Raw genomic sequence first — 22,545 nt, 5'->3', positions numbered from 1 at the left:
CTTCGTCGTGCCTCTTGGCAATGACAGGTCTTTTACATTATTCTATCAACTCAGGCGCGACTCGTCCCGGCCGGGCTTAGTGCTGCTGTTTTGGCCGCCGGGGTTGGCAATGGAGTCGCGCATGTCGGTATCGGCCTGTACGTTACGCATCTTGTAGTAGTCCATTACGCCCAAATTACCGCTGCGGAAAGCATCGGCTATGGCCTTCGGAATTTCGGCTTCGGCATCCACTACCCGAGCCTTGGCTTCCTGGGTTTTGGCCCGATTTTCCTGTTCTACGGCCACGGCCATGGCCCGGCGCTCTTCGGCCTTGGCCTCGGCTACTTTTAGGTCGGCGGTTGCTTGGTCAATCTGGAGCTTGGCCCCAATGTTTTCACCGATGTCGATGTCGGCAATGTCGATGGAGAGAATTTCGAAGGCCGTGCCCGCATCGAGGCCTTTGCTGAGTACGAGCTTGGAAATTTTGTCTGGGTTTTCGAGCACCTCCTTGTGCGACAACGACGAGCCAATGCTGGTCACGATGCCTTCACCTACGCGCGCCAGAATGGTTTCCTCCCCAGCTCCACCCACCAGCTGGGTGATGTTGGCACGAACCGTGACCCGGGCAATAACGATGAGCTGAATCCCGTCCTGCGACACGGCCGCTACGTTGGGCGTGTTGATGACCTTGGGATTCACCGAAGTCGTGACGGCCTCAAAGACATTTCGACCCGCCAGGTCAATGGCCGTAGCCTGCTTGAAATCGAGCGGAATATTGGCCTTATCAGCCGAAATCAGGGCCTTAATGACGTTGGGGACGTTGCCTCCGGCCAGGTAGTGCGTTTCCAGTTCGTTGCTGGTAATCTGCAGGCCGGCTTTGGTAGCCGTAATCAGGGAGTTAACAATCAGGGTCGGCGACACCTTCCGGACCCGCATCAGCACCAGCTGAAACAAGCTGACCCGGACGCCGGAGAAAATGGCGGTAATCCAGAGACTGATGGGGAAGAAATACAGGAATACCAGCAGCGCAATAGCCGCTATAATGAAGGGGGCGAAAGGAATATTCATAGGCTGGGAGCTAAGACCAGGTCCGAGTTACGAGTTTTTAGCTGGTTTCCCGCCATGGGCAAAGCCTGAACCAGAGCTTACGCACTCTGCTCTACTACAATACGGTTTTGCTCGATACCCAGCACCCGTACCACGGTGCCGGCGGCCAGAAACTCGCCCCGGGTTACTACCTCGCGCCGGTCATCGTCGAAGAGGGCCGTGCCCGCCGGGCGCAGCGCCGACAGCGTACGGCCTACCGTGCCGGGCTCAATATCGGGTCGGCGGGCGTCGCGCACGGTGGTCGTATTCGTATCGGTGAGGGCAAACTTGTGCAGGTTCTTGGGTCGAAGCCCAATGTAGAGAATCAGGCTAGCCAGCACGGCCGCGGTGATGAGCGTGAGGTGGCCGGCCGTGCTGCCCAAGTCCCGATAGCCAAACCAGATACCAGTCGCCAGCAAGGCAAAGCCAACCAATCCGACCAGGGTAGTCCCGGGGATGAAGAGTACTTCCGCCAGCAAAAACAGCAAGCCAAATAGGAGCAAGAGGGAAATGGAAATCCAGTCCATAGTCGGGTCAGGTATAGAGTAGATTAAATATACGCAGAAAAGCGCCCGCCTTGCCATTCATATCCGGGGCAGAGTGGCTATTTTGGACTTTGCTTTACATACTTACCAGCTTATCCATGGCGGCGGTGCTTTCTGAAGGTCTTGCTATGCTGGCAACGTTGCTCCGGCAGGTGCCTTATCTGAGTGAAGAGGATATCGAAGCATTTCTGCCCCTCTGGAAACGCCTGGTGACGCTCAAGCGCCACGACTTTCTCATTCAGGCCGGGCAGGTAGAGCACAACCTCTACTTTGTGGCCAGCGGCGTGTTGCGCATTTACTATCCGAGCCAGGCCGAGGAAATATGCGTGGGGTTTGGCTACGCCAACAACATGGTCTGTTCCTTTCCCTCATTTGTCGACAACCGGCCTTCCGACTACTGCCTGCAGGCTCTGAAAAAGTGCGAGTTGCTGGCCATTTCCCGAACCGACTTTACGGACTTTGTGGAGCGCAATGCTTGCTTTGCCCGCTTCTGGCGCCAGGAGCTGGAGCGGGTGCTGGTGGGGCGCATCGAGCGGGAAATTGACTTGCTGCTACCCGAGCCCGAACGGCGCCTGGCCCGCCTGCTGGCCCGTAGTCCCCACATCTTTCAGCGGGTGCCTAAAAAGTACATAGCTTCTTATCTGCGCATGAGCCCCGAAACCCTGAGCCGGCTGCGCTAAATATTGATTCCAGTCAAGGTTTGGCAGGAGCGGGGCCAGCACCTTTGTCTAAACCAACGACAACCCTCACTGCCATGCTTTCTACCGTCCTTTTACGCCACTTAGCCAGCCAAGTGGAGGCCCTATACGCTACCGTCGACGCTGAGCTTCGCCCCCTGGATACCCAAGTGCTCAACTTCAAACCCGGGCCCAACAGCTGGAGCGTGCTTGAGTGCCTGGAACACCTGAACCGCTACAGCCGCTTCTACAACCAGGAGCTGGCTCAGGCCTTGCAGACCCAAGCGCCCGGCCAACATCCGCACGAAGTCGGCTTCTCGTGGCTGGGGCGCAAATCGTACGACACCGTAAAGCCCGAAAATGGAAAAAAGCAGCAGACCATCAAGCACATGAACCCAGCCGGTAGTCAGCTGCAGGCCTCGGTGGTAGAGGAGTTTCTGCAGCACCAAACGCGCCTGCTGCAGCTGCTGGCTTCGGCGGCCAATACTGATTTGAATCGGAAAGCCGTCCGCATCGAGTTTTTCCGGTTGCTGAAGCTGCGGGTAGGCGAGGCCCTGCAGTTTGTGGTAGCCCACGAGCAGCGGCACGTGCAACAGGCCTTGCGGGCGGCCCAAGCGGCGCAAGGGCAGAGAAAAGAGGCCGTGTTAATAGTCTGACGGCTCGGCACCGACTTTTTGCGTATGCCGCTGCATGATGAAACAACGCGAAGTAACCGCCGCCGATAAAACCCGCTGGACCTGCGTACAAGCCTACGCCGGCCTCGATAACGAAACTGCTGAAAAAGCCACCGACCTGAGCGAAACCGAGCAGGGTGGGGTTCCAGTCGTCTGCACACCCAGCGGCGGAGCACAAACCGTACGGCTCGAGCTAGCCAAAGACTGGCTGGACAATCTCTCAGACGAAGAATTGGTCAACGCTATACAAGCCGCCCAGTAGAGGAATTATGCAAATGCAAAAAGGCCAGCAACGCGCGTTGCTGGCCTTTTCGGTTCGTAAGCTTCGTGTAGCCTAGTAGGCCCGGGCGAAGTATACCCGGCGGGGGCTGGGCTTACCGGTCAGAATGCAGACTCCCTCCTCATCCGGCTCGTTCAGCGCAATGCAGCGAATGGTAGCCTTGGTTTCCTCCTTAATGCGCTCCTCCGTTTCGGACGTGCCATCCCAGTGAGCAACCACAAACCCGCCTTCGCCTTCCAGAGCCTGCTTGAATTCCTCGTAAGTGTCTACGCGGGTCGTGTGCGTTTCACGGAAGCGCAAAGCCCGCTGGTAGATATTCGTTTGAATATCGGTCAGCAGCTGGTCTACGCTGTTCACGATGTCGGCCAGCGGCAGGTTCATTTTCTCCTTAGTGTCGCGCCGGGCTACTTCCACGGTACCGTTATCCAGGTCGCGCATGCCTACGGCAATCCGAACCGGCACCCCTTTCAGCTCCCACTCGGCAAATTTGAAGCCGGGGCGTTCGGTGTCCCGGTCATCAAACTTTACGCTGATGCCGCGCTCTATCAGGCCCATTTGCATGGGGCGGATGCGTTCAGCCAGTTCTTCTAATTGTCCGGTTTTGTAAATCGGTACAATCACTACCTGAATCGGAGCCAGCTTGGGCGGCAGGATGAGGCCTTCGTCGTCGGAGTGGCTCATAATCAGGGCGCCCATTAGGCGGGTGCTCACGCCCCAGGAAGTACCCCACACGTGCTCCAGCTGGCCTTCCTTGTTGGTAAACTGCACGTCGAAGGCCTTGGCGAAGTTCTGGCCCAGGAAGTGCGACGTACCCGCCTGCAAGGCTTTACCGTCCTGCATCAAGCCTTCAATGCAGTACGTGTCGAGGGCGCCGGCAAACCGCTCATTCTCGCTTTTTACCCCCTTTACAACGGGCAAGGCCATCCATTCCTCGGCAAATTGGGCATACACGTCCAGCATCTGCCGGGTTTCGGCCACGGCTTCCTCGGCCGTGGCGTGGGCCGTGTGGCCTTCCTGCCACAAGAATTCGGCGGTGCGCAAAAACAAGCGGGTCCGCATTTCCCAGCGCACCACGTTGGCCCACTGGTTAATCAGCAACGGCAGGTCGCGGTAGCTCTGAATCCAGTTTTTGTACGTACTCCAGATGATGGCCTCCGACGTGGGCCGCACAATCAGTTCTTCCTCCAGCTTGGCATTGGGGTCAACGCGCAGCTTGCCGGGTTTGTCGGGGTCGGTCTGCAGGCGGTAGTGCGTCACAACGGCGCATTCCTTGGCAAAGCCCTCGGCATTTTTCTCCTCGGCTTCAAACAGGCTTTTGGGTACAAAGAGGGGGAAATACGCATTCTGATGGCCCGTGCGCTTGAACATATCGTCGAGCTGCCGCTGCATCTTTTCCCAGATGGCGTAGCCATACGGTTTGATGACCATACAGCCCCGCACGGCGGAGTTTTCGGCCAAGCCGGCCCGCTTCACCAACTCATTGTACCACAGGGAATAATCTTCGCTGCGTTTGGGCAAACTTTTACTCATCTTCGAGGTATCTTTGGGTAAGCGAAATAGTTCCCCAATCTGGTATAAGATTTGTCATAAGAAAAGGGCACCGTTTCGGCGCCAAATTACGTTATTAAACTGGAGCTCACCTCGCCAGTCTATATTAAGTCAGGCAACCTATTTGAGGTTTCTCTACTCTGTTCCTTGCAAGGTTTACTTTTCAGCGTCAGCAGCCATGAAATCAATCCTTAATACCGTTTTGCCCGCCATGGCCCTGCTTACGCTGGGTGGCTGCGCAAGCACCTCGGCTCTTACCTCTACGGAGAGCGACGGGGTATATTATTCTTCTAAAGACCGCACGACCTACAACGAGCCCGCTCGTTCGACGGCGGCTGTGCAAAGCGAGGCTTCGGAGGCCACTGCTCCCGATGCTGAAGCCAACCCTGACTATACCAGTTCCAGCAAGTCTTCGAGTTCTTCGCAGAGCGGGGGCTCGGAATACTATGATGATGACTACAGCTATTCTGCCCGCATTCGGCGTTTTCATCAGCCGGTGTACCGCAGCTTTGGCTATGGCTATAATGATTTCATCTACTCGGATCCGTTTTGGTATGGAGGTAGTGCTTACTCTTACTACGGTGGCTACTCTCCTTATGGCTGGGGCCCTGGCTACTACGGTTCGTTCTATGACCCTTTCTACGGTCCGTACTACGGTGGCTCAGCAGTAGTTATCAATATCGGTTTTGGCCGGCCTTACTATAATCCTTGGCGCTACGGCTACGGTTATGGGGGGTATGGCCGCGGCTATTACGATGGCTACCGCAACGGGCTTTACAGCGGCTATGGCGGTGGCTACTACGGCGGCACGGTTGGTGGTACCGTTCGCAACGTGCGATATGGAAACCGGACTGGCCGCAGCGCCGAAGCAGTAAGTGCTAATCGTAGCGCCGGCAGCGGGGCGGGTCGTAGCCGCAGCGGCCGGGAAGGTGGCATCGTAGCTCCGGTCGATAACGTGTCGAACGCCACTGGAATCAGTCCCGGTACTGGTTCTTCGACAACCAATCCTACCTGGAACGGGCGAGGCCGCTCGCAGGCAGGTAGCGCTGGTACGACTGGCAGTGGTTCAGTTCCAACCAGCCGTGATGGGGTTGCCGGTGAGCAGCCAGTGCGCAAGAGTGCCATCTTTGAAAACGAAGGCGGTTCCCGGGTTACTCCCCGCGGACAGGACGCCGCCGGGCAGTCGGGCACAACGGAAAGTAATGGCCGCCGCTGGCGGGTAGTAGAAAATGCGAATGATGGTGGCAGCCGCCAGCAATCTACTGCGCCTTCCTTTGCTGAGCAGCGCCGGGCCCGGCTCCGCGAAATGACCAGCGAGCAGCAAAACTCCGGTGGGCAGAATGGCGGTGGGCAAGTAGAGCAGCCTGTACGTCGTCAGCGTGTATATGACGCTCCCCAACAGTCACCGCAACGCAGCTACGAAGCACCCCAGCGGTCCTACGAGGCGCCTACTCGCTCTTATTCCGAGCCATCTCGTAGCTCCTCGCCTTCCAATGGCGGTGGCGGCGGCGGCGGCCGGAGCGGTGGTGGCCGAGGCCGAGGCGAATAATTTATCTGGAAATCTTATTGTGGCCGGCCTTTAGTCGGCCACCTTTCTTTCCTCCTATGAAAAATCTTAAATATTTGCTTGCTGTGGCCTTTATGGGCCAGGCTAGCTACGGCTTTGCCCAGTATGAAGTAGATGCCTTGCGGTTTTCTCAAACGCAGTTTGGGGGTACGGCGCGTACATTAGGTATTGGTGGCGCCAACGTAGCGGTAGGAGCCGATCTGGGCAGTTTGATTACAAACCCGGCCGGGCTGGGTATGTATCAGCGTTCGGAGTTCAGCTTTTCACCGGGCATAGGTGTGGGCAACACCCAAAGCACTGCCTTTGGCACTTCCTCCACCGATGCCCGAAACAGTCTTCATTTGGCCAGCTTGGGGGCCGCATTTGCCACCCGCCGACCAGATAGTGATGATAGTCCGTGGCGCAGCGGTACGCTGGCTATTGGCCTCACCCGCATCAACGACTTCAACCAGAACTTCCGCTACAAGGGCAAGCCCGCATTGGAACAGGATATTCTGCAGCGCCTGAGCGAGTACCAAAACCAGGATCTTGACGAACTGGCCTATAATGTTTTCCTGACCGAAGACGACGCCAACGGCACGTACATTCCGCGGGATTTTGAAAAAACTGGTCAGCTAAACCAGGAAGAGACGGTGCAAACAAGCGGTTCGCAGACTCAGTTTGATATTGGGTACGGAGCCAGCTACCGTGACCAGCTCTATATCGGTGGGGCCATTGGTATCGTTAGCACCCGGTTTAATTCTACCAGCGTGCTGACGGCAACCGACCCGGCGCCAGCTGAGCCCAACACACCCGGAACGGCATTTGGCAGCCTGACCTATCGGGAAACCTTAGAGACGCGGGGAGCGGGTATCAACGCGCGTATTGGAGCTATTTACCGGCCCAACGATGCTATTCGGGTTGGCGCGGCTATCCAGACGCCTACGTACATGACGCTTTCCGAAACCTACGGAGCTTCCATGAGCGCTACGTTTGATCGGCCTATTGAAGTGGAAGGCCGAACGTATAACTCGGCTTCTGACGCCCTTGACCCCGGGGAAAACAACTACGCCCTGACTACGCCCTTCCGCGCTTCGGGCGGCATTGCCGCCATTATCGGCAAGCATGGCTTTATTAGTGGCGATGTAGAATACCTAAACTACAGCCAAGCCCGCCTGAGCAACGATAATAGCGACCCGGCCCTGAACAGCAATATTGATTTCGGTGATGACAATGACAATGTGCAGCAACTCTACCAGTCGGCCGTGAATGTGCGTTTGGGAGGCGAACTGCGCTTTGATATTTTTCGGCTCCGGGCCGGGTACGCCCGCTACGGCGACCCGTACAAGAACAGCACCTTCGACCGTACTCAAAACTTCTTTACCGGGGGCGTCGGTATTCGGCAGAACAACTTCTTTGTCGACGTAGCCGGCGTGTATCATACCAGCAAGCGGTTTTACAGCCCTTATACGCTGAACGAAAACACTCCCGTGGTAAGCGTCGATGCTAACCGCTACACGACGACTGTCACGGCAGGCTGGACCTTTTAACCCCGTGAACTTCTCCTAAAAAGGGCGGCTCTGTTTCGACAGGCCGCCCTTTTTGCTGTTGTTATTTTGCGATTCTGATCTGCAAATCCAGCGTGGGAACTGGCGTTGTTCTGATGTTCTCTACCTGAATCAGGCCGTATTTATTGTCCTGCGTCAGGAAGGCAATAAGTTGTCGTCTTCGGAGCGGGCCAGTAGTAGTTGGGGCTAAGGGAAGCGTACCGCGGTTAAAAATAGCCGTGAAGGCGGCTATATTGTTGGCACCGCCAAAGCTGGCGCTGTCGCCCACGCTAGCGAGGCGAAGCTGGGTAGTGCGTTTCACGTTCCATTTCGCCCCTCTGAGTTTTAGCACCGAGGAATCGGGAGAGGACAGGGCCGGCTCTCCGGCAGCGGTGGGCTGGTAAATTAGGTCGACCAGCTGCTGGGCACCGGGGTTGTTGCGGATGGTAAACTTGGGAAGCGTTAGGCCGGGCAGTAAGGCCAAAAAGCTACGGCTGCTAATAGCGCGCGGCGCTTGCAGCCGAGCCGTGTAGCGGTGGTAGACCAGGGCCGAGTCGCCGTTGCGCAGGGTGAGGCGGTAGCTGCGGCTGGCCGTGCGCTGCTGGTTGTCTTCCGACTCAAATTTCCACAGCTCCCGGCCGGAGGTAGTTCGGGCGTTGAAGGTGAATTGAAACGCCAGCTGCTGTTTGGGCTTCGTGGTGCTCAAAAGAGAATCCAGGAATACCAGCTCCTCTGTGTTGTTGCCATAGGTAGTCGGGTCGTAGGTAGGAGTGTAGACGACAGGATTCTTACCGGGAGTATAGGCCACCGTAATACGCAGGCGCTGCAATTGGTCGGTGGCGGAGTTGGTATCGGCTACGGCCGTGTACAGGCGGGTCGAAAGCGTGTCGCCGGCGCCGGACAAGACCCGGTTGGTGCTAACGAAGCGGCTGCTGCCGACCAGGTTCAGATACGGGTTGGGGCCCGATTCGGAATCATCGGAGCAGGAGGCCGCTACTAGGCCCAGCAATAGAAAAGCAACCAGGGGCAAACGAAGACGCATAGGAGGCAAAGGTCGGAAGTGGGCTGCTAAGTTGAGGGACGGGCCGGAAAGAAATCTGCTGATAGTAACGTGTCTGTCTGTGAATTCATGCACGGCCAGCTCGAAAGATGGGCCAGGAAAGCAACTTTTTGATACTTCCCAGCTTTGCCAGCGCAACTACCCGGGTTGAACTTCGACTTTAGGGCCATCTTTTCGTGCGTACCTTTAGTACCTGACTTTCCGCCGTTCACTTTTTTCGCTTCTATGAATTTTCGCTCTCTTGGTCTGGCTTTCTTTCTAGCCACCGCCAGCCCCGCCTTGCTGCCCATTTCGGCTCCATTGGCCGTCGCTCAGCAAAAACAGAACATTACCCTCGAGGATATCTGGGCTAAAGGCACGTTCCAGGCCCGCTCGGTGCCCGGCTTCAACTGGATGCGCGACGGCCGCTACTACTCGGCCCTCGACAACGGGGACCTGGTGCAGCACGACGTGACGACCGGCAAGGCCGTGCAGACGCTCGTGGCGGGCCAGGAGTTGCAAGTGGGCGGCCAGCCCCTGCAGGTAGAGGGCTACTCCTTCAACTCGGATGAGAAGAAAATCCTGTTCTGGACCGCCGAGGAGCCCATTTACCGGCGCAGCTCCCGGGCTACCTACTTCGTGTACGACCGGGATTCGAAGAAGCTGACCCCCCTGAGCGCCGGCGGCAAGCAGAGCTACGCCACCTTCTCGCCCGATGGCAAGCGCGTGGCTTTCGTGCGCGACAACAACCTGTTTGTGACGGATCTGGCCACTATGCAGGAAAAAGCCGTGACCACCGACGGCGTACAAAACAAAATTATTAACGGCTCGACCGACTGGGTATACGAAGAGGAATTCGAGTTTGCCCAGGCCTTTTTCTGGTCACCCGATTCGCGGCAGCTGGCCTTCTATACCTTCGACGAAAGTCAGGTGCCCGAGTACAACATGCAGGTGTGGGGCGAGCTATATCCGCAGGACTACCGCTACAAGTACCCCAAGGCCGGCGAAAAGAACTCGGTAGTAAGCATTTCGGTGCACGACGTGGCCGCTGGCAAAACCACCAAGATGGACGTGGGCCCCGAAACCAACCAGTACATTCCGCGCATCATCTGGACTGAAACGCCCAACCTGCTCAGCATCCGGCGCCTGAACCGCCTGCAGAACAAGCTCGACGTGCTGCACGCCGATGCCACTAGCGGCAAAACCCAGGTAGTGCTCACTGATACCGACAAGGCCTACGTGGAGGTAAACGACGACTTGCGCTACCTCTCCGACGGCAAGCAGTTTCTGTTTAGCAGTGAAAAAGACGGCTACCGTCACCTGTACCTGTATAACATGCAGGGCAAGCTGGTGCGTCAGCTCACCAAGGGTAACTGGGAAATCACCAGCATCGACGGGTTTGATGAGGACAAGGGCCTGGTATATTACAGCAGCACCGAGGCCTCGCCGCTGCAGCGCCAGCTCTACCGCATCAACCTGAAGGGTGGGGGCAAGACCCGCCTGAGCGAGGCGGCCCACGGCAACAATACCGTGAACATGAGTCCCGACTGCCGCTACTTCCTTAACTACTTCTCGGCCGCCGGCGAGCCTACCACAGTGAGCGTGCGCAACGGTAAGGACGGTAAGGTGGTGAAAGTGCTGGAAGACAACGCCAAGCTGCGCCAGACGCTGAGCCAGTACAACCTGGGCAAAATGGAGTTCATCAGCTTTAAAACGTCGGAAGGGGTGACCCTGAACGGCTCGATGCTGAAGCCCGCCGACTTCGACCCCAACAAAAAGTACCCGGTGCTGATGTACGTGTATGGCGGCCCCGGCTCCCAGACCGTGAAGGACGACATTGGGGGCGGCATTGCTCTCACCAACTACCTGTGGCATCAGCTGCTGACCCAGCAAGGCTATATCGTGGTTTCGGTGGACAACCGAGGCACCGGAGCCCGGGGCGCGGAGTTTAAGAAGAGCACCTACGCCAACCTGGGCAAGCTCGAAACCATTGACCAGGGCGAAAGCGCCAAGTACCTGGGCACCTTGCCTTATGTGGATAAGTCGCGCATCGGTATCTGGGGCTGGAGCTTCGGGGGCTACATGACGGCCCTGGCCATGACCAAGAATGCCGACCTGTTTAAGATGGCAATTTCGGTGGCTCCCGTTACCAACTGGCGCTATTATGATTCGGTGTACACCGAGCGTTTCCTGAAAACGCCCCAGGAAAACCCATCCGGCTACGATGATAATTCGCCGGTACAGTTTGCCCAGCAATTGAAAGGCAAATACTTGCTTGTGCACGGCACGGGCGACGACAACGTGCACTTTCAAAACTCGGTGGCCTGGACGGATGCCTTGGTAAAAGCCAATAAGGACTACCAGACCTTATACTACCCCAACCGCAACCACGGCATTTATGGCGGCAATACCCGCCTGCACTTATATCGCCAAATGACTGATTTCGTGCTAAAAAACCTGTAAATAGCGGGTGCTACGCACCGCTAACACCAGCTTAGCACGAGAAAATGCTGCTTGACGGCGTTTCTTTCGGACGGTTTTCGCGTAGAGTGATTTTATGCGTATGCTCCGAATGAAACGCCGTCTGCTTTTTTACTCCCTTTTACTGGTAGCTTCCGCCAGCTGCCAGCGCGAAAAACCTGTTCAGTCGGAAGCTTCCCGGCCCGTCGAAACAGCCCCGGCCTTAGCTGATTCCTTGCCCGAAACCCCGGCTTCGGGCAGCGTCGGGAGCCGGCGCGACTGGCACCAGCTGGCCCGCCGCACTAGCCGCAATGCCCCCCTGATTGTGTACCGCCGCGGGCAGCTGCGGGCTCCGGGTGCCGACACTACCTCTTTGCCGCCTTCCGAGGCCCGCCTCCACGACCTGACGCTGAAGGCCAGTGAGTATTTTCAGATTGACCCAACCCAACCGGCTGAAGTACACGGCCGGGAGGGCACCGTTGTGCGGATTCCGGCGGGCGTACTGGTTACCAGCAGCAATCAGCCCGCTACCAACCCCGTGTGGGTCGAGCTGAAAGAATGCTACAGCGTGGCCGATATGCTGCTCTCCAACCTCTCGACCGTAACACCCGAAGGCGAACTGCTCGAATCGGGGGGCATTGTGCTGGTGCGGGCCTCGGCCAAAGGACAGCAGCTGCGCCTGGCGCCCGGGCAAGGGTTTCAGCTGGAGATGCCCGGCCCGGCCTCCCGCCGGCGTGAGCTCAAGCTGTTTTACGGGCAGGGAGGACGCGGGCAGCAGCCAGTGCGCTGGGTAGCCGCCGGTCCGGCCGCCGAGCAGCCCCTGGCCGCCCGCCCATCTACTGCCGACCAGATGCCGACCTATGGCAGTGGTCCGGCCGATATCAACAAGCTGGTACGCTACCCCCAGTCAGCCGTCGAGAACAAAACGGAAGGCATTGTTTACGCCTCATTTCTGGTAGACGAAGCCGGGCGGGTAGAATCCCCGACCATTGTGCGCGGTATTGGGGGCGGCTGCGACGAAGAAGTGCTGCGGGTGTTGCGCCAAACTTCCGGCCACTGGACGCCGGCTCGCAGCGGCGGCCAATTGGTAAAAGTGAAAATGGTACTGCCCATTCGGTTCTCTTTCCAGGAAGGGCTGGCCAACTCGGATGCTACAGCTACAGCCTCGGCCGCCGATTCGGTGGTGCCTACGCCAGTGGTGCAGCATAGCGGCGAAGAGGCCGATGAAGAAAGCGCCGACAACCGGCGCGTGTACACCTGCAGCCGCCTGGGCTGGCTGAATGCCGACCGTCCGCTGGCGGCTGGCTCTCCCGTAGACTTTGCCGTGCCCGTGGATGTGGAACCGGGTACCAGTATCCGTTTGGTGTTCGAGGATTGTCTGGCTATTGCGGAAGCCCAGCCCCAGGCCGATGGATATGCCTTTCAGGGAATTCCGGCCAACCGCAAAGTGGTGCTGGTTGGGGTGCAGTACCGCAACGGCACGCCTTTCCTGGCTATGCGCCGCACCGTAACCGGGCAGGCGTCGACGGAGCAACTAGTCTTCCAGGAAACCACGCTGGCTGATCTGGAGCGGGCAATGGAAAAAATTCAGTAGGTTTTACTGCTTATTTCCCACTCCGCGCCGCTTTGGGCCCTCTGCTACGCTGGGCTGGGAGCGGCGCGTGCCGCCCTGTTTCATGACCTCTCCCACCTTGCCTCGCACAGGCGCCATCCTACTGGCCGGCTGTAGTCTACTTTTTGTGCTGGAAGTGCTGTTCTTTACCTACTGGCGCAATAGTATGGGCCCCTACTGGAGCCCGGTTGTCCTCTACGCCCTGGGGCTGGGTCTGTGCTATCTGGCCGCCCGTCACTGGCTCGATTACCGCTTCACCTGGCCTCCGTTGCCAACTGCCCGCGCAGTTTTGCCCCGGTTAGCTGTAGGACTGGGCTTTTCCATAGGTAGCTGGCTGCTAACCACGCCCGTTGTCACCAAGCTCATTGCCCAGGCCGACGTGGCATCCATTGGAAAGAGCTCTGATATTCTGCCGGCTTTGCAGGTCTACGTGACCCGCCTGCTGGGGCCTGAGCCGGTATACCAGCCGATAACCTTGTTCGGCTATACCTTTTTGCCCAACTATCCGCCCCTGCAATGGCTGCCGTTTGTTCCGGCTGAGCTGGCCGGGCTCGACTACCGGCTCTGGGCGTTGGGGTTGCTGCTACTGGTCCTGCTGGTCACCTACCACTGGCAGCTGGTGCGTTTGGGCCTGTCGGGGCCGGAGTGGCTGCTCAAGTCCGTGCTGCCCGTGCTGGTCTTGCATTTCGTGGTGATTCGGGACAAGCCCATGTTTAGCTACACCGTAGAAAGCCTGATTGTGGGCTACTACTGCGTCTTGGCCGTGGGTACGCTCAGCCCCAGCTCCTGGGTCAAGGCCTTGGGCATCGTGCTGTGCTTGCTGTCCCGCTTTTCGCTGGCGCTCTGGCTGCCGCTTTACGGGCTGCTATTGCTACGGGAAAATGGTCCCCGGGCCTGGCGGACAATTGCGCTGGCCCTGGCCGGGGTGGTGCTGGTTTTCGGCCCTTTTCTGCTCCACGACCCCACTATTTTTCTGCGGGCCCAACTCGAAAATCTGGATGTAGCCCAGGGCGAGTGGCAGCATATTGACCCCCTGGCGCCGGTAGCCGTGCCCATGCACCTGTTCAATGGCGTTGGGTTTGCCCCGTGGTTCTATGAGTTGCCCGGCACGCTGGTCGAGCGGATTTCCCGTTTGCAGCTAGTACATCTGCTAGCCTGCACGGCTGTGGTGGTGCTTAGCGGCACCCTGTTCTGGCTGTTTCGCCACCGTTTCGACCCCCGCGTAGCTGCTCTGCTTAGCCTGAAGGTCTACTTGGCTACCTTTTACGGCTTCCTGATTATTCCTTACACCTATCTGGCTTCGGTCAGCCTGTTCACTTCCTTGTTTGTGGTACTCACCTTTACCCGAAAGGCCCCGTTTAGGACGCCTTGCCTAGAAGCTGACCTGCCGGTGCAGAGCCCAGACGCCGCCACATAAGCCTCTACAGCTTCAAGCACACGTTCTGGGGCTCGGTAAAGAAGCGCAGGGCTTCCAGGCCGCCTTCCCGGCCTACGCCCGAGTTTTTCATGCCGCCGAACGGGGTCCGCAGGTCGCGCAACAGCCAGGTATTGATCCAGACGACGCCGGCGTGCAGCTGGTGGGCCACCCGGTGGGCCCGGTCCAGGTCCCTGGTCCACACGGTGGCCGATAGACCATATTCCGTTCCATTGGCCCAGGTCAACACCTCTTCTTCCGAGTCGAAGGGAGTAAGCGTCACGACGGGACCAAAAATTTCTTCCCGGTTGGTCCGGCAGTCGGGCGCCAGGCCTTCAAACACCGTGGGCTGCAGAAAATACCCTTCGGCGCAGCGGCCGGGTACCTGCACCCGCTGACCGCCCGCCAACAGGGTGCCCCCTTCGGCCTGGGCCAGCTCAATATAAGAAAGCACCTTGTTGAGGTGGGCCTCACTTACCAGAGCCCCTTGCCGGGAGCTTTCCAGCAGCGGGTCGCCCACGGTCAGGGCTTGCACCCGCGCCAGAAATGCCTCTTTGAACGACTCGTAGATACGGCGTTCAATAAAGATGCGCGAGCCGCAAAGGCAGATCTGGCCCTGGTTGCTGAAGCTGGACTGGATACTGGTTTGCACGGCCGCCGGCAGGTCGCAGTCGGCGAAAATCAGGTTGGGGTTTTTACCACCCAATTCCAGGGAAAGCTTTTTGAACATAGGCCCCGCCGTGCGCGCAATATGCTCCCCGGTTTTGGTACCCCCCGTAAAGCTGATGGCTTTCACGGCCGGGTGTTCCACAAGGGCTTGGCCGGCGCGGGGGCCGGTGCCGTGCACAATGTTAAGTACTCCGGCCGGCAGCCCGGCCTCCTGGCATAGCTCGCCCAGCCAGTAGGCCGTAGCCGGAGTAATTTCGGACGGCTTGGCGACTACGCAGTTGCCGGCGGCCAGCGCCGGGGCAATTTTCCAGGTAAACAGGTACAGCGGCAAATTCCAGGGCGAGATACAGCCGACTACACCCAAGGGGTGGCGCACGGTATAGTTGAGGGCCTGTCCTTCCTGAAAGTGGGTTTCGGAGGCGAAGTGGCTGATGCCAGTACCAAAAAAGGCGAAGTTGCTGGCTGCCCGCGGTATATCCACGGTGCGGGCCAGGGCCACAGGCTTGCCATTGTCCTGACTTTCGGCCTGTGCCAGCCGCTCCAGGTCCCGCTCAATTAGCTCGGCAATGCGCACCAGCAGGCGCCCCCGCTTTTCGGCCGGCATAGCCCGCCAAGCCGGAAAAGCCGCCTGGGCCGCGGCTACGGCCTGCTGCACGTCGGCTTCGTCGGAGTCGGGAATCTGGCTGTACACCTGGCCCGTGGCCGGCTCTACATTATCGAGGTAACGGCCCGCTGCCGGGGGCACAAACTGACCGTTGATAAAGTTCTGTAGTTGGAGCATAGCGCGGAAAAGAGCCTGAGTGGGAGGAAAGCAAAGCTACAAAACCCGGCGACCCGGTTACCAGATCGAGCCGAGCAAAAGCAGCTGGCAGCCTTTGCGCCACTAGTAAGGAAGAATGGCATCCACCACCAAGGTGGCGCAGGAATCTTGAGCCAACAGAGTCTGGACGCGGTAGTGTGCCTGCACGGCCTGCCGAGCGGCTGCTCCGCACACCACGACCCGCTGGCCCGGCTGCAGGCCCGCCATGTCGCGGTATAGGATCAGCGTGGTATCGGCGCGCTCCTGCTGGGCTTGCAGGGCGTAGAATTCCAGGGGCGCATTGTATTCCCGAACGGTGGGGTCGGAGCTGGCATGGGCCAGGGCGTAGCGGGTAGGCGCGCCGGGCTGGGAAGCTTGCCAGTGCAGATAACGCCCGTAGGTCAGGTAGGGCTCGTCGTAGCGGCGCCGGTACTCTTTGCCCAGGCGGGATTGTAGCGCCACCAGAGACGGAATGAAGATGAGTCCGGCCAGCAAAAAGGTGGCTGCTACCGGAGAAAGACCTGCAACCAGATTTTGGCCCTGCCGCCGGCGGTGGGCCGCCAGCCACACCCTGCGCAACAGCACTGTGAGACCCGCGCCAAGCACCAGGGCCAGCACCGGGAAAATAGGGGCACTGTACCAGGCTAGCTTGGTGCTGGCACTGCTGATGAGCAGAAAAAATACGCCCCCAGCCGAAGCAGCCAGCGTAAGAAAACGGTGGGCGGGCCGCCGGGCAGGACGATGCCACAGCAGCCCGCCCGCTACCAGCACCCAGGGCGTCCAGAGCAGAAACTGCTGGCTGGCAAAGGGCGTCAGATACCAGTACCAGGGCTCCCCGTGCTTTTCCAGGCTACCCAGCAGCCGCCCACCCAGCTCGTTGTCCCAGACGGCCTGCAGGTAGCCCGGGGCCGCTTGCTCACGTAGCGTATACCACAGCGCCGGCGGTAGCACAGCCAGCAAGACCGCAAGCCAGGCAGTAGGCTGCCGAAGCAAGTCGAGCAGACGCCCGCGCCGAGTTACTTCCAGCAAAATACCGGGCAAGAAAAACAGGCCAGCCACGCTCTTGGTCAGTACGGCGCCGGCTATGGCCACGCCTGCCAGCAGGAGGTAGCGCCGCTGCCGGGTCTGGAGCCAGGCAAAGGCTGCCAGCAACTGGGCCGTCATAAAGAACAAGAGCAGTGTTTCGTAGTCGGCCGTGCGGGCTACGTGATGGGTGATGAAACCCTTGCTGCTGAGCAGCGCCAGACCGGTCAGCAGGCCGGCCAGCGGCCCGCCCAGCCAGCGCCGGGCAAAGGCCGCCGCCAAGCCAACCAGGGCCAGCGCGGCCAGTGCCGTTGGGAGGCGAACCGCCCATTCGGAGTAGCCAAACAGGTGCAAACTCAGGGCCTGCAGCCAAATCAGCAGCGGGGGCTTGGTGTTCCAGAGGTCGGGCTGACCAGCGTAGTGCGTTACCAGCCAATTGCCCGAGCGTAGCATCTCGGCGGCATTTACGGCCAAACGAGCCTCGTCCCACATCTGCAGAGGGGCAGCTCCCAGCCGCCACAGCAGGCCAAGCCACGCCGCGGGCAATAGTGGCAGCCACCACCAGCGCCGCAAGGCCACCGCAGGAGAAGAGGATCGGGAAGAGGAAGGCGGCAGCATAGACGGAGACAGGCCGTCAAAACTAGCAAATTTGCGCGCCACGGCCCCCGACAGCAGCAAGGCCCGAACAACGTGCGCTGCTCGGGCCTTGCTGATTAACTGCCAATAATGGGTTTGGCGCCGACCTAGCGGGCAGGTACCGGCTCGGTACGCTCGGTTACCGGAATGTTGGTGTCGGAAATAATATACAAGGGGCGCTGCCGCACGTTGGCGCTGAGGCGGGCAATGTACTCCCCGATAATACCCACCGCAATCAGCTGTACGCCGCCCAGAAACAGAATGCTGACCATCAGCGAGGCCCAGCCCGGCTCGTACTCATGGCTGACGAAGCGGGCGTAGAGCGTGTAGATCATGACCAGGAAGGCCAGGCCCGACACGATAAACCCGCTAACGGTTGCCGCTTTCAGCGGGGCGTCGGAGAAGCCGGTAATGCCGTCCAGGGCCAGGCGAATCATCTTGCTGTAGGTGTAGCCCGTTTCGCCGCCCGCCCGTTCGGCCCGGTCGTATTCGATGTAGGTCTGGCGGTAGCCAATCCAGGAAATCTGCCCGCGGATAAACTTGTTCTGCTCCGGCATCAGCTTCAGGGCATCCACCACTTTGCGCGAAATGATGCGGAAGTCGCCGGTGTCGACCGGAATGGAAATGTTGGTGATGCTGGCCAGCAGGCGGTAGAACAGCTTGGCTGTAAGCTTCTTGGCGGCGCTTTCACCCTGGCGGGAACGGCGCTTGGCATACACCACCTCGTAGCCTTCCTGCAGTTTCTGGTACAGCTGCGGAATCAGCTCCGGCGGGTCCTGCAGGTCGGCGTCGATAATAACCACGGCCTGTCCGGCGGCTAAATCGAGGCCGGCCGTGACGGCAATCTGGTGGCCAAAGTTGCGGCTAAAGTCGATGTAGCGCACGCGCGGGTCGCGGGCCGCCAGGTTCTGCACCAGGGCCAGCGACTTATCGCGCGAGCCATCGTTGATAAAGATGAACTCGTACTGCACACCCATAGGGTCCAAAACACCCCCGAGCCGGGTATATAAGGCGGGGATGTTGGCTTCTTCGTTATAGATGGGAATGACGACGGAGAGGTCCACGGGGTAGGATAAAGGATGAGGAAAAGACTGTCGGAGAAGAGCGTGGCTTAGGGTGTTTTGGTCGCCAACAGGAAGGCGCTGATACCGACGGGCAGCCGAAACCGACGAAAAATAAGGTTTTCTACTCGTAGTAAGGTAAGTAGGGTGCTATTCAGGAAGTTGGGCAGCATTTCCAGGTCGGCCCCGGCCTGGGCGGGTTGGCTGTTGCCCAGCAAGGCCCGCTTGCATACCCGGACCACAGCTGCCGGCAAAAACAGCGTCGAATTCCAGTAGGAAGTGCGGGTAACTTGCAGGCCAGCCTGCCGCACTACTTGGCTGAGCTGGGGCACGGAGTAGCGCCGGAAGTGGTAGTTCACGTCGTCGTGGCTGCTCCACAAGGCATTGAAGGCGGGTACAAAAACCATCAGCTGGCCTTGGGGCCGTAGCACCCGCTTCCACTCATTCAGGGCCTGATGCTCGTGCTCGATATGCTCTAACACATCGGAGGCAATAATCAAGTCGAAAGAAGCGTCTTTGAACGTCAGCTGGGCGCCGTCCATCACCGCTACATTGGTCAGGCCGCGGCTGCGGGCCACCTGAATCCCGGTTTCACTCACGTCGATGCCGCTCAGGTCGGTATAGCCGGCGGCCTGCAGGGCCAGCAGCAAGGGGCCGCCCGAGCAGCCTATTTCCAGAATGCGGGCATCAAGGGGCAAGCTGAGCTGCTGGATTAACGCAAACACAGCTTCACGCCGGGCCACAAACCACCAATGCTGCTCTTCCAGCTGATGATAGGCTTGTTCGTAGGTTGGATGCACAGACTGAAAATTAGGCAGGGCAACAAAGATACGAACTAAACGATGTCGGTCTTGGCCGCGGGCAAAGAGGAGCCGCCGGGGCTACCGGGCCAGGGGGTAGCCGTTGAGCACGGGTTGCTGCTTGGCGTCGTACCAGTACACATCCGTATTCAGCGGCCGGATCAGCAGGTCGTCGGCCAGCAGGTCGCGGCTGCCGTAGAGCACGATGATGCGGTCCACGTTTGGCTTCGGCCGGAACAGCACCCGCATCCGCAGCCAGTCGCCCTGAATTTCGGTGAGCAGGCGCCCATCGGAGGTTTGCTCATCGACCTGGCTGCCGTTGCTGAACTGCTGCACTCGCATGTAGCCGTAGCCGTAGTCCAGTTTGCCATTGATCCAGATACTGGCTTCGTAGCGGCTGGTGTCGGCGGGCGCCGGCAGGGGGCCGTCGTAGAGCGTGGTAACCGTTTCGGCTTTTTCGTACAAAGCGCCCGGGGCCAGACGGCCGCGCCGGTCCGGGCTGTCGTCATACGACTGCCGAATGACGCCCCGGTCGGTGGTGGTGTAGATGTCGCCGGCCCGTTTGGGCAGGGTGGGGAGCAGCGTGGCGGCCTTGGCGCGTTCCTGTTCCAGGGTGGTAGCGGCCAGGGCCGCAATGGGCAGCTCGTATAGGGAGAAGCCTTCTTCTTTCAGCAGCAGCTTGGCAATGCTCACCAGGCGTTGTTCCTCCGGGGTCAGCGGGTCGTTGGCTACTACCAGCAGAATGGGCTTGTCGGAAGAGAACTGCTGGAGCAGAGGCTTTTCCACCAACGGGCTGCTCAGCAGCTGCACGTGGCGCAGCGTCTGCTCGATGGAGGGGCGCGAAACGTAGGTCGACAGCTCGGGCAGGCCCATGGTGACGGCCAGCCGGTGGGCCTGGTACACCGAGTTGCCCGAGCCGCTCAGGTCGATCCGGTCACTGCCTTTGTTCATGTAGGGCAGGGGCATAATGGCCTGAAAATCGGCGGCCGTGCGACTAGCCCAGCTCAGGCGCTGCACCGGCCCGGCGGCCGGGTCCATAAAGGCAGAAGCTCCCGCCCCTTGCTCCGCGGCTTTGGCTTTGGAGGAAATATTGATCCAGGCTTCCAGGCCCCAGAAAGCCAGCAGCAGAGGTAGCCAGGGCAAGGCCAGCAGCGGTACGCGGTGCTGCAGTTGGTAGCGCAGCAGGCGGTAGAGGTAATAGGCCGTGTAGACGCTCAGCGCGTAGTAGAAAGGCCAGGCAAAGCGCCCCAAGGCCCGGAATTGCTTGAGCGGGCCCAGGTAATCAATCAGGCTGGCAAACCCGGGGAAAATGAAGGGTACGGCAAAGGAGAAGAACAGCAGCAAGGTGGCCGCCCACAGGCCGGTTTGCAGATGGTCGGGAAGGCTACGGCCCAGTAGGCGGCTCGGGTGCTGCCGCCGCTTCCACAGGCGCGACACCAGCAGCAGCGCCGATACGAGCAGCACGCCGGTGCACACCAGACCCACGTACGACATCGACTCGAAGCTGATTTCCTCGGTCGGGAATACGGCCTGCCACAGGCTGTGAAAAGGCTCCAGATAGGGCGTAAATACGCCCCGGGGCGTCGCCATGTACACCAAGAACCCGTACGGGTTGGGGGGGCGGTCCGTGACGACGTCGGTAGCCCAGAGCCAGGTTCGCATCAGCACCAACGGCAGGATGGCGGCCACGGCCATGCGCCACAGCAGGTCGAGGGGGCGCTGCCGCCGCAAGGCCAGAATAGCCACGTGGCCCAGCAAAAACAAGCAGCCGCAGGCCAGGAAGTAGAGCATTACCAGGCCCATGAGCATGCTGCTGACCACAAACAGCACGTACCAGCGCAGCTGCCGCGGCGCTTCCTGCATCCGGATAATGAAATACCACAACAGGGGCACAAAGCAGGAGTAGCTCAGCGACATATGGTCGCCCAGGCGCTGGAGTTGCGGCGACAAAAAGCCGATAATCAGGGCCAGTACCATGGCATAGCCCACCGACATGCGGGTGCGGCGCAGGATGGCATACAGGATAACCGGCGTGAAAAACACACTGACCAGAGCCAGCACGTTGACAATGCCGATGGTGTGCTGCGCGGCCGGGATGCCCAGGCGCTGCAGAGCCCCGATAACCCAGGCAATGAGGGGTTGGAGGTTGGGGTAGTTGAAGTTCTCGCCGGCCGGGTAGTTCATTCCGGAGAAATGCACCCCGGAATCGTAAAAGGCATAGTAGGCCGTGGCAAAGTAGCTCTGCAGCCCGTCGCCGCCGGCGGCAAAGAAATAGTCATCCGGGTTGGCCAGCACGGCTGAGAATAGCACTACCAGCAGCACCGCAGCCGCCAGGGCAACGCCGGCCATGCCCAACCAGTGCTGCGTGTTGCGACGAAATAAAATCATGCGAGAAATAAAGAAGGTAGCAACTCCGGCCAAGGCGCGGATAAAAGACAAAAGTAAGGCGCGACGGTCTGATCCAAGGATGCCGCAGTCAAAACTACGGCATTGGCGGCATACTAATGGTTCGGGTATTCGCTGCTGAGCCTATCTTTGCCCAAACCCTGCTTTCCGCAACTCCTTCTGCTTATGCGCTCCTTTCGACTCTATTTTCTGCTGCTTGTAGTAGCCACAGCCTGTTCGCAAAAAAAGACCGAAGAGGCCGACAGTGCGAAAAGCTCCGTATTGTTTTCCTCCAGCTTTGAGGGCCTGGAAGGCTGGCTACCGGAAAATCCTTCCCTGACGCAGGAAAAAGCCCATACCGGCAAGTACTCGGTGAAGGTCGACTCGAATATTGAATACGGGGTCACCTATATCAACAAGCTGGGCCGCCTGTCGCCGACGCGTATCAATAAGTTTCACCTCAAAGCCTGGACCTTTCTGACCAAGCCCGGCAATGCTGCCTTGGTGTTTCAAATCATGAATCCGGACCAGAGCGGCACCAATGCTTTCTACGAGAAGATTGACCTGGAAAAAGTAGATGCCTGGACTCTGGTGGAGAAGGACCTGACCCTGCCTGCCGTGGTTGACCCCAATAGCCAAGTGCGGGTGTACTTGTGGCGGGCCAATGCTACCGGGCCGGTTTACCTGGATGACATTGAGCTGACAGTCGCTCCCTAAGGCCGCGTCCGTCCGTTACGACCGAAAACAGCTACCGCCGGGTGGTGC

Annotated in this window: 18 protein-coding genes; 9 read left to right on the top strand and 9 right to left on the bottom strand. The window is 59.2% G+C overall.

Annotated elements, in window-relative coordinates; all coding sequences use genetic code 11:
• Positions 1-45: 45 nt before the first annotated feature.
• A complete protein-coding gene (floA, locus tag E5K02_RS17085; RefSeq protein ID WP_135396424.1) occupies positions 46-1,047 on the bottom strand; it encodes a flotillin-like protein FloA in 1,002 nt (333 codons plus the stop codon).
• A 77-nt stretch (positions 1,048-1,124) separates the two neighbouring features.
• Complete coding sequence (locus E5K02_RS17080) at positions 1,125-1,592, bottom strand: NfeD family protein (RefSeq protein WP_167856464.1); 468 nt, start codon at positions 1,590-1,592, stop codon at positions 1,125-1,127.
• A gap of 146 nt (positions 1,593-1,738) precedes the next feature.
• Between E5K02_RS17080 and E5K02_RS17075 the strand changes: the two genes are divergently transcribed.
• The 3 genes from E5K02_RS17075 to E5K02_RS17065 all read left to right on the top strand — a co-directional run bounded on the left by E5K02_RS17075 (position 1,739) and on the right by E5K02_RS17065 (position 3,223).
• Positions 1,739-2,290 (top strand): Crp/Fnr family transcriptional regulator, encoded by a 552-nt coding sequence (locus E5K02_RS17075; RefSeq protein ID WP_167856463.1) that lies wholly within the window; start codon positions 1,739-1,741, stop codon positions 2,288-2,290.
• A gap of 74 nt (positions 2,291-2,364) precedes the next feature.
• Complete coding sequence (locus E5K02_RS17070; RefSeq protein ID WP_135396421.1) at positions 2,365-2,943, top strand: DinB family protein; 579 nt, start codon at positions 2,365-2,367, stop codon at positions 2,941-2,943.
• 34 nt (positions 2,944-2,977) lie between these two features.
• On the top strand, positions 2,978-3,223 hold the full coding sequence (locus E5K02_RS17065; RefSeq protein WP_240737330.1) for a hypothetical protein: 246 nt from the start codon (positions 2,978-2,980) through the stop codon (positions 3,221-3,223).
• 72 nt (positions 3,224-3,295) lie between these two features.
• Here the strand turns inward: E5K02_RS17065 and proS are convergent, their stop codons facing one another.
• Positions 3,296-4,771 (bottom strand): proline--tRNA ligase, encoded by a 1,476-nt coding sequence (gene proS / locus E5K02_RS17060; protein WP_135396419.1) that lies wholly within the window; start codon positions 4,769-4,771, stop codon positions 3,296-3,298.
• A gap of 196 nt (positions 4,772-4,967) precedes the next feature.
• Between proS and E5K02_RS17055 the strand changes: the two genes are divergently transcribed.
• Positions 4,968-6,338 (top strand): hypothetical protein, encoded by a 1,371-nt coding sequence (locus E5K02_RS17055; RefSeq protein ID WP_135396418.1) that lies wholly within the window; start codon positions 4,968-4,970, stop codon positions 6,336-6,338.
• Positions 6,339-6,394: 56 nt separating this feature from the next.
• Positions 6,395-7,885: an OmpP1/FadL family transporter gene (locus E5K02_RS17050; RefSeq protein ID WP_135396417.1), complete on the top strand. Its 1,491-nt coding sequence runs from the start codon at positions 6,395-6,397 to the stop codon at positions 7,883-7,885.
• A gap of 61 nt (positions 7,886-7,946) precedes the next feature.
• Here the strand turns inward: E5K02_RS17050 and E5K02_RS17045 are convergent, their stop codons facing one another.
• A complete protein-coding gene (locus E5K02_RS17045; protein WP_135396416.1) occupies positions 7,947-8,924 on the bottom strand; it encodes a hypothetical protein in 978 nt (325 codons plus the stop codon).
• A gap of 243 nt (positions 8,925-9,167) precedes the next feature.
• Here E5K02_RS17045 and E5K02_RS17040 point away from each other — a divergent pair, with 243 nt between their 5' ends.
• From E5K02_RS17040 to E5K02_RS17030, 3 genes are all read left to right on the top strand, one after another.
• On the top strand, positions 9,168-11,384 hold the full coding sequence (locus E5K02_RS17040; RefSeq protein ID WP_135396415.1) for a S9 family peptidase: 2,217 nt from the start codon (positions 9,168-9,170) through the stop codon (positions 11,382-11,384).
• Between the two features lie 109 nt (positions 11,385-11,493).
• Positions 11,494-12,975, top strand: coding sequence for an energy transducer TonB (locus E5K02_RS17035; RefSeq protein ID WP_167856462.1), 1,482 nt, complete (start codon positions 11,494-11,496; stop codon positions 12,973-12,975).
• A gap of 82 nt (positions 12,976-13,057) precedes the next feature.
• Positions 13,058-14,410 (top strand): hypothetical protein, encoded by a 1,353-nt coding sequence (locus E5K02_RS17030; RefSeq protein ID WP_135396413.1) that lies wholly within the window; start codon positions 13,058-13,060, stop codon positions 14,408-14,410.
• 4 nt (positions 14,411-14,414) lie between these two features.
• On the opposite strand, the gene E5K02_RS17025 is transcribed toward E5K02_RS17030, so the two are convergent.
• The 5 genes from E5K02_RS17025 to E5K02_RS17005 form a co-directional block, all read right to left on the bottom strand.
• On the bottom strand, positions 14,415-15,857 hold the full coding sequence (locus tag E5K02_RS17025; RefSeq protein WP_135396412.1) for an aldehyde dehydrogenase: 1,443 nt from the start codon (positions 15,855-15,857) through the stop codon (positions 14,415-14,417).
• Between the two features lie 102 nt (positions 15,858-15,959).
• Positions 15,960-17,516 (bottom strand): ArnT family glycosyltransferase, encoded by a 1,557-nt coding sequence (locus E5K02_RS17020; protein ID WP_135396411.1) that lies wholly within the window; start codon positions 17,514-17,516, stop codon positions 15,960-15,962.
• A 125-nt stretch (positions 17,517-17,641) separates the two neighbouring features.
• Positions 17,642-18,598, bottom strand: a complete 957-nt coding sequence (locus E5K02_RS17015; protein ID WP_135396410.1) for a glycosyltransferase family 2 protein — start codon at positions 18,596-18,598, stop codon at positions 17,642-17,644.
• 47 nt (positions 18,599-18,645) lie between these two features.
• On the bottom strand, positions 18,646-19,395 hold the full coding sequence (locus E5K02_RS17010; RefSeq protein ID WP_167856461.1) for a class I SAM-dependent methyltransferase: 750 nt from the start codon (positions 19,393-19,395) through the stop codon (positions 18,646-18,648).
• Positions 19,396-19,476: 81 nt separating this feature from the next.
• A complete protein-coding gene (locus tag E5K02_RS17005) occupies positions 19,477-21,783 on the bottom strand; it encodes a hypothetical protein (protein WP_135396408.1) in 2,307 nt (768 codons plus the stop codon).
• A gap of 183 nt (positions 21,784-21,966) precedes the next feature.
• Here E5K02_RS17005 and E5K02_RS17000 point away from each other — a divergent pair, with 183 nt between their 5' ends.
• Positions 21,967-22,497: a hypothetical protein gene (locus tag E5K02_RS17000; RefSeq protein ID WP_135396407.1), complete on the top strand. Its 531-nt coding sequence runs from the start codon at positions 21,967-21,969 to the stop codon at positions 22,495-22,497.
• Positions 22,498-22,545 lie beyond the last annotated feature (48 nt).

Source organism: Hymenobacter metallicola (assembly GCF_004745645.1).
In the GTDB taxonomy this organism is placed as follows: domain Bacteria; phylum Bacteroidota; class Bacteroidia; order Cytophagales; family Hymenobacteraceae; genus Hymenobacter; species Hymenobacter metallicola.
This window is presented reverse-complemented; position numbering and strand designations above follow the sequence as displayed.

Excerpts from the sequence above, each read along its gene's own strand:
- floA (WP_135396424.1), bottom strand. The coding sequence starts at position 1,047 with ATGAATATTCCTTTCGCCCCCTTCATTATAGCGGCTATTGCGCTGCTG.
- E5K02_RS17080 (WP_167856464.1), bottom strand. The coding sequence starts at position 1,592 with ATGGACTGGATTTCCATTTCCCTCTTGCTCCTATTTGGCTTGCTGTTT.
- E5K02_RS17075 (WP_167856463.1), top strand. The coding sequence starts at position 1,739 with ATGCTGGCAACGTTGCTCCGGCAGGTGCCTTATCTGAGTGAAGAGGAT.
- E5K02_RS17070 (WP_135396421.1), top strand. The coding sequence starts at position 2,365 with ATGCTTTCTACCGTCCTTTTACGCCACTTAGCCAGCCAAGTGGAGGCC.
- E5K02_RS17065 (WP_240737330.1), top strand. The coding sequence starts at position 2,978 with ATGATGAAACAACGCGAAGTAACCGCCGCCGATAAAACCCGCTGGACC.
- proS (WP_135396419.1), bottom strand. The coding sequence starts at position 4,771 with ATGAGTAAAAGTTTGCCCAAACGCAGCGAAGATTATTCCCTGTGGTAC.
- E5K02_RS17055 (WP_135396418.1), top strand. The coding sequence starts at position 4,968 with ATGAAATCAATCCTTAATACCGTTTTGCCCGCCATGGCCCTGCTTACG.
- E5K02_RS17050 (WP_135396417.1), top strand. The coding sequence starts at position 6,395 with ATGAAAAATCTTAAATATTTGCTTGCTGTGGCCTTTATGGGCCAGGCT.
- E5K02_RS17045 (WP_135396416.1), bottom strand. The coding sequence starts at position 8,924 with ATGCGTCTTCGTTTGCCCCTGGTTGCTTTTCTATTGCTGGGCCTAGTA.
- E5K02_RS17040 (WP_135396415.1), top strand. The coding sequence starts at position 9,168 with ATGAATTTTCGCTCTCTTGGTCTGGCTTTCTTTCTAGCCACCGCCAGC.
- E5K02_RS17035 (WP_167856462.1), top strand. The coding sequence starts at position 11,494 with ATGAAACGCCGTCTGCTTTTTTACTCCCTTTTACTGGTAGCTTCCGCC.
- E5K02_RS17030 (WP_135396413.1), top strand. The coding sequence starts at position 13,058 with ATGACCTCTCCCACCTTGCCTCGCACAGGCGCCATCCTACTGGCCGGC.
- E5K02_RS17025 (WP_135396412.1), bottom strand. The coding sequence starts at position 15,857 with ATGCTCCAACTACAGAACTTTATCAACGGTCAGTTTGTGCCCCCGGCA.
- E5K02_RS17020 (WP_135396411.1), bottom strand. The coding sequence starts at position 17,516 with ATGCTGCCGCCTTCCTCTTCCCGATCCTCTTCTCCTGCGGTGGCCTTG.
- E5K02_RS17005 (WP_135396408.1), bottom strand. The coding sequence starts at position 21,783 with ATGATTTTATTTCGTCGCAACACGCAGCACTGGTTGGGCATGGCCGGC.
- E5K02_RS17000 (WP_135396407.1), top strand. The coding sequence starts at position 21,967 with ATGCGCTCCTTTCGACTCTATTTTCTGCTGCTTGTAGTAGCCACAGCC.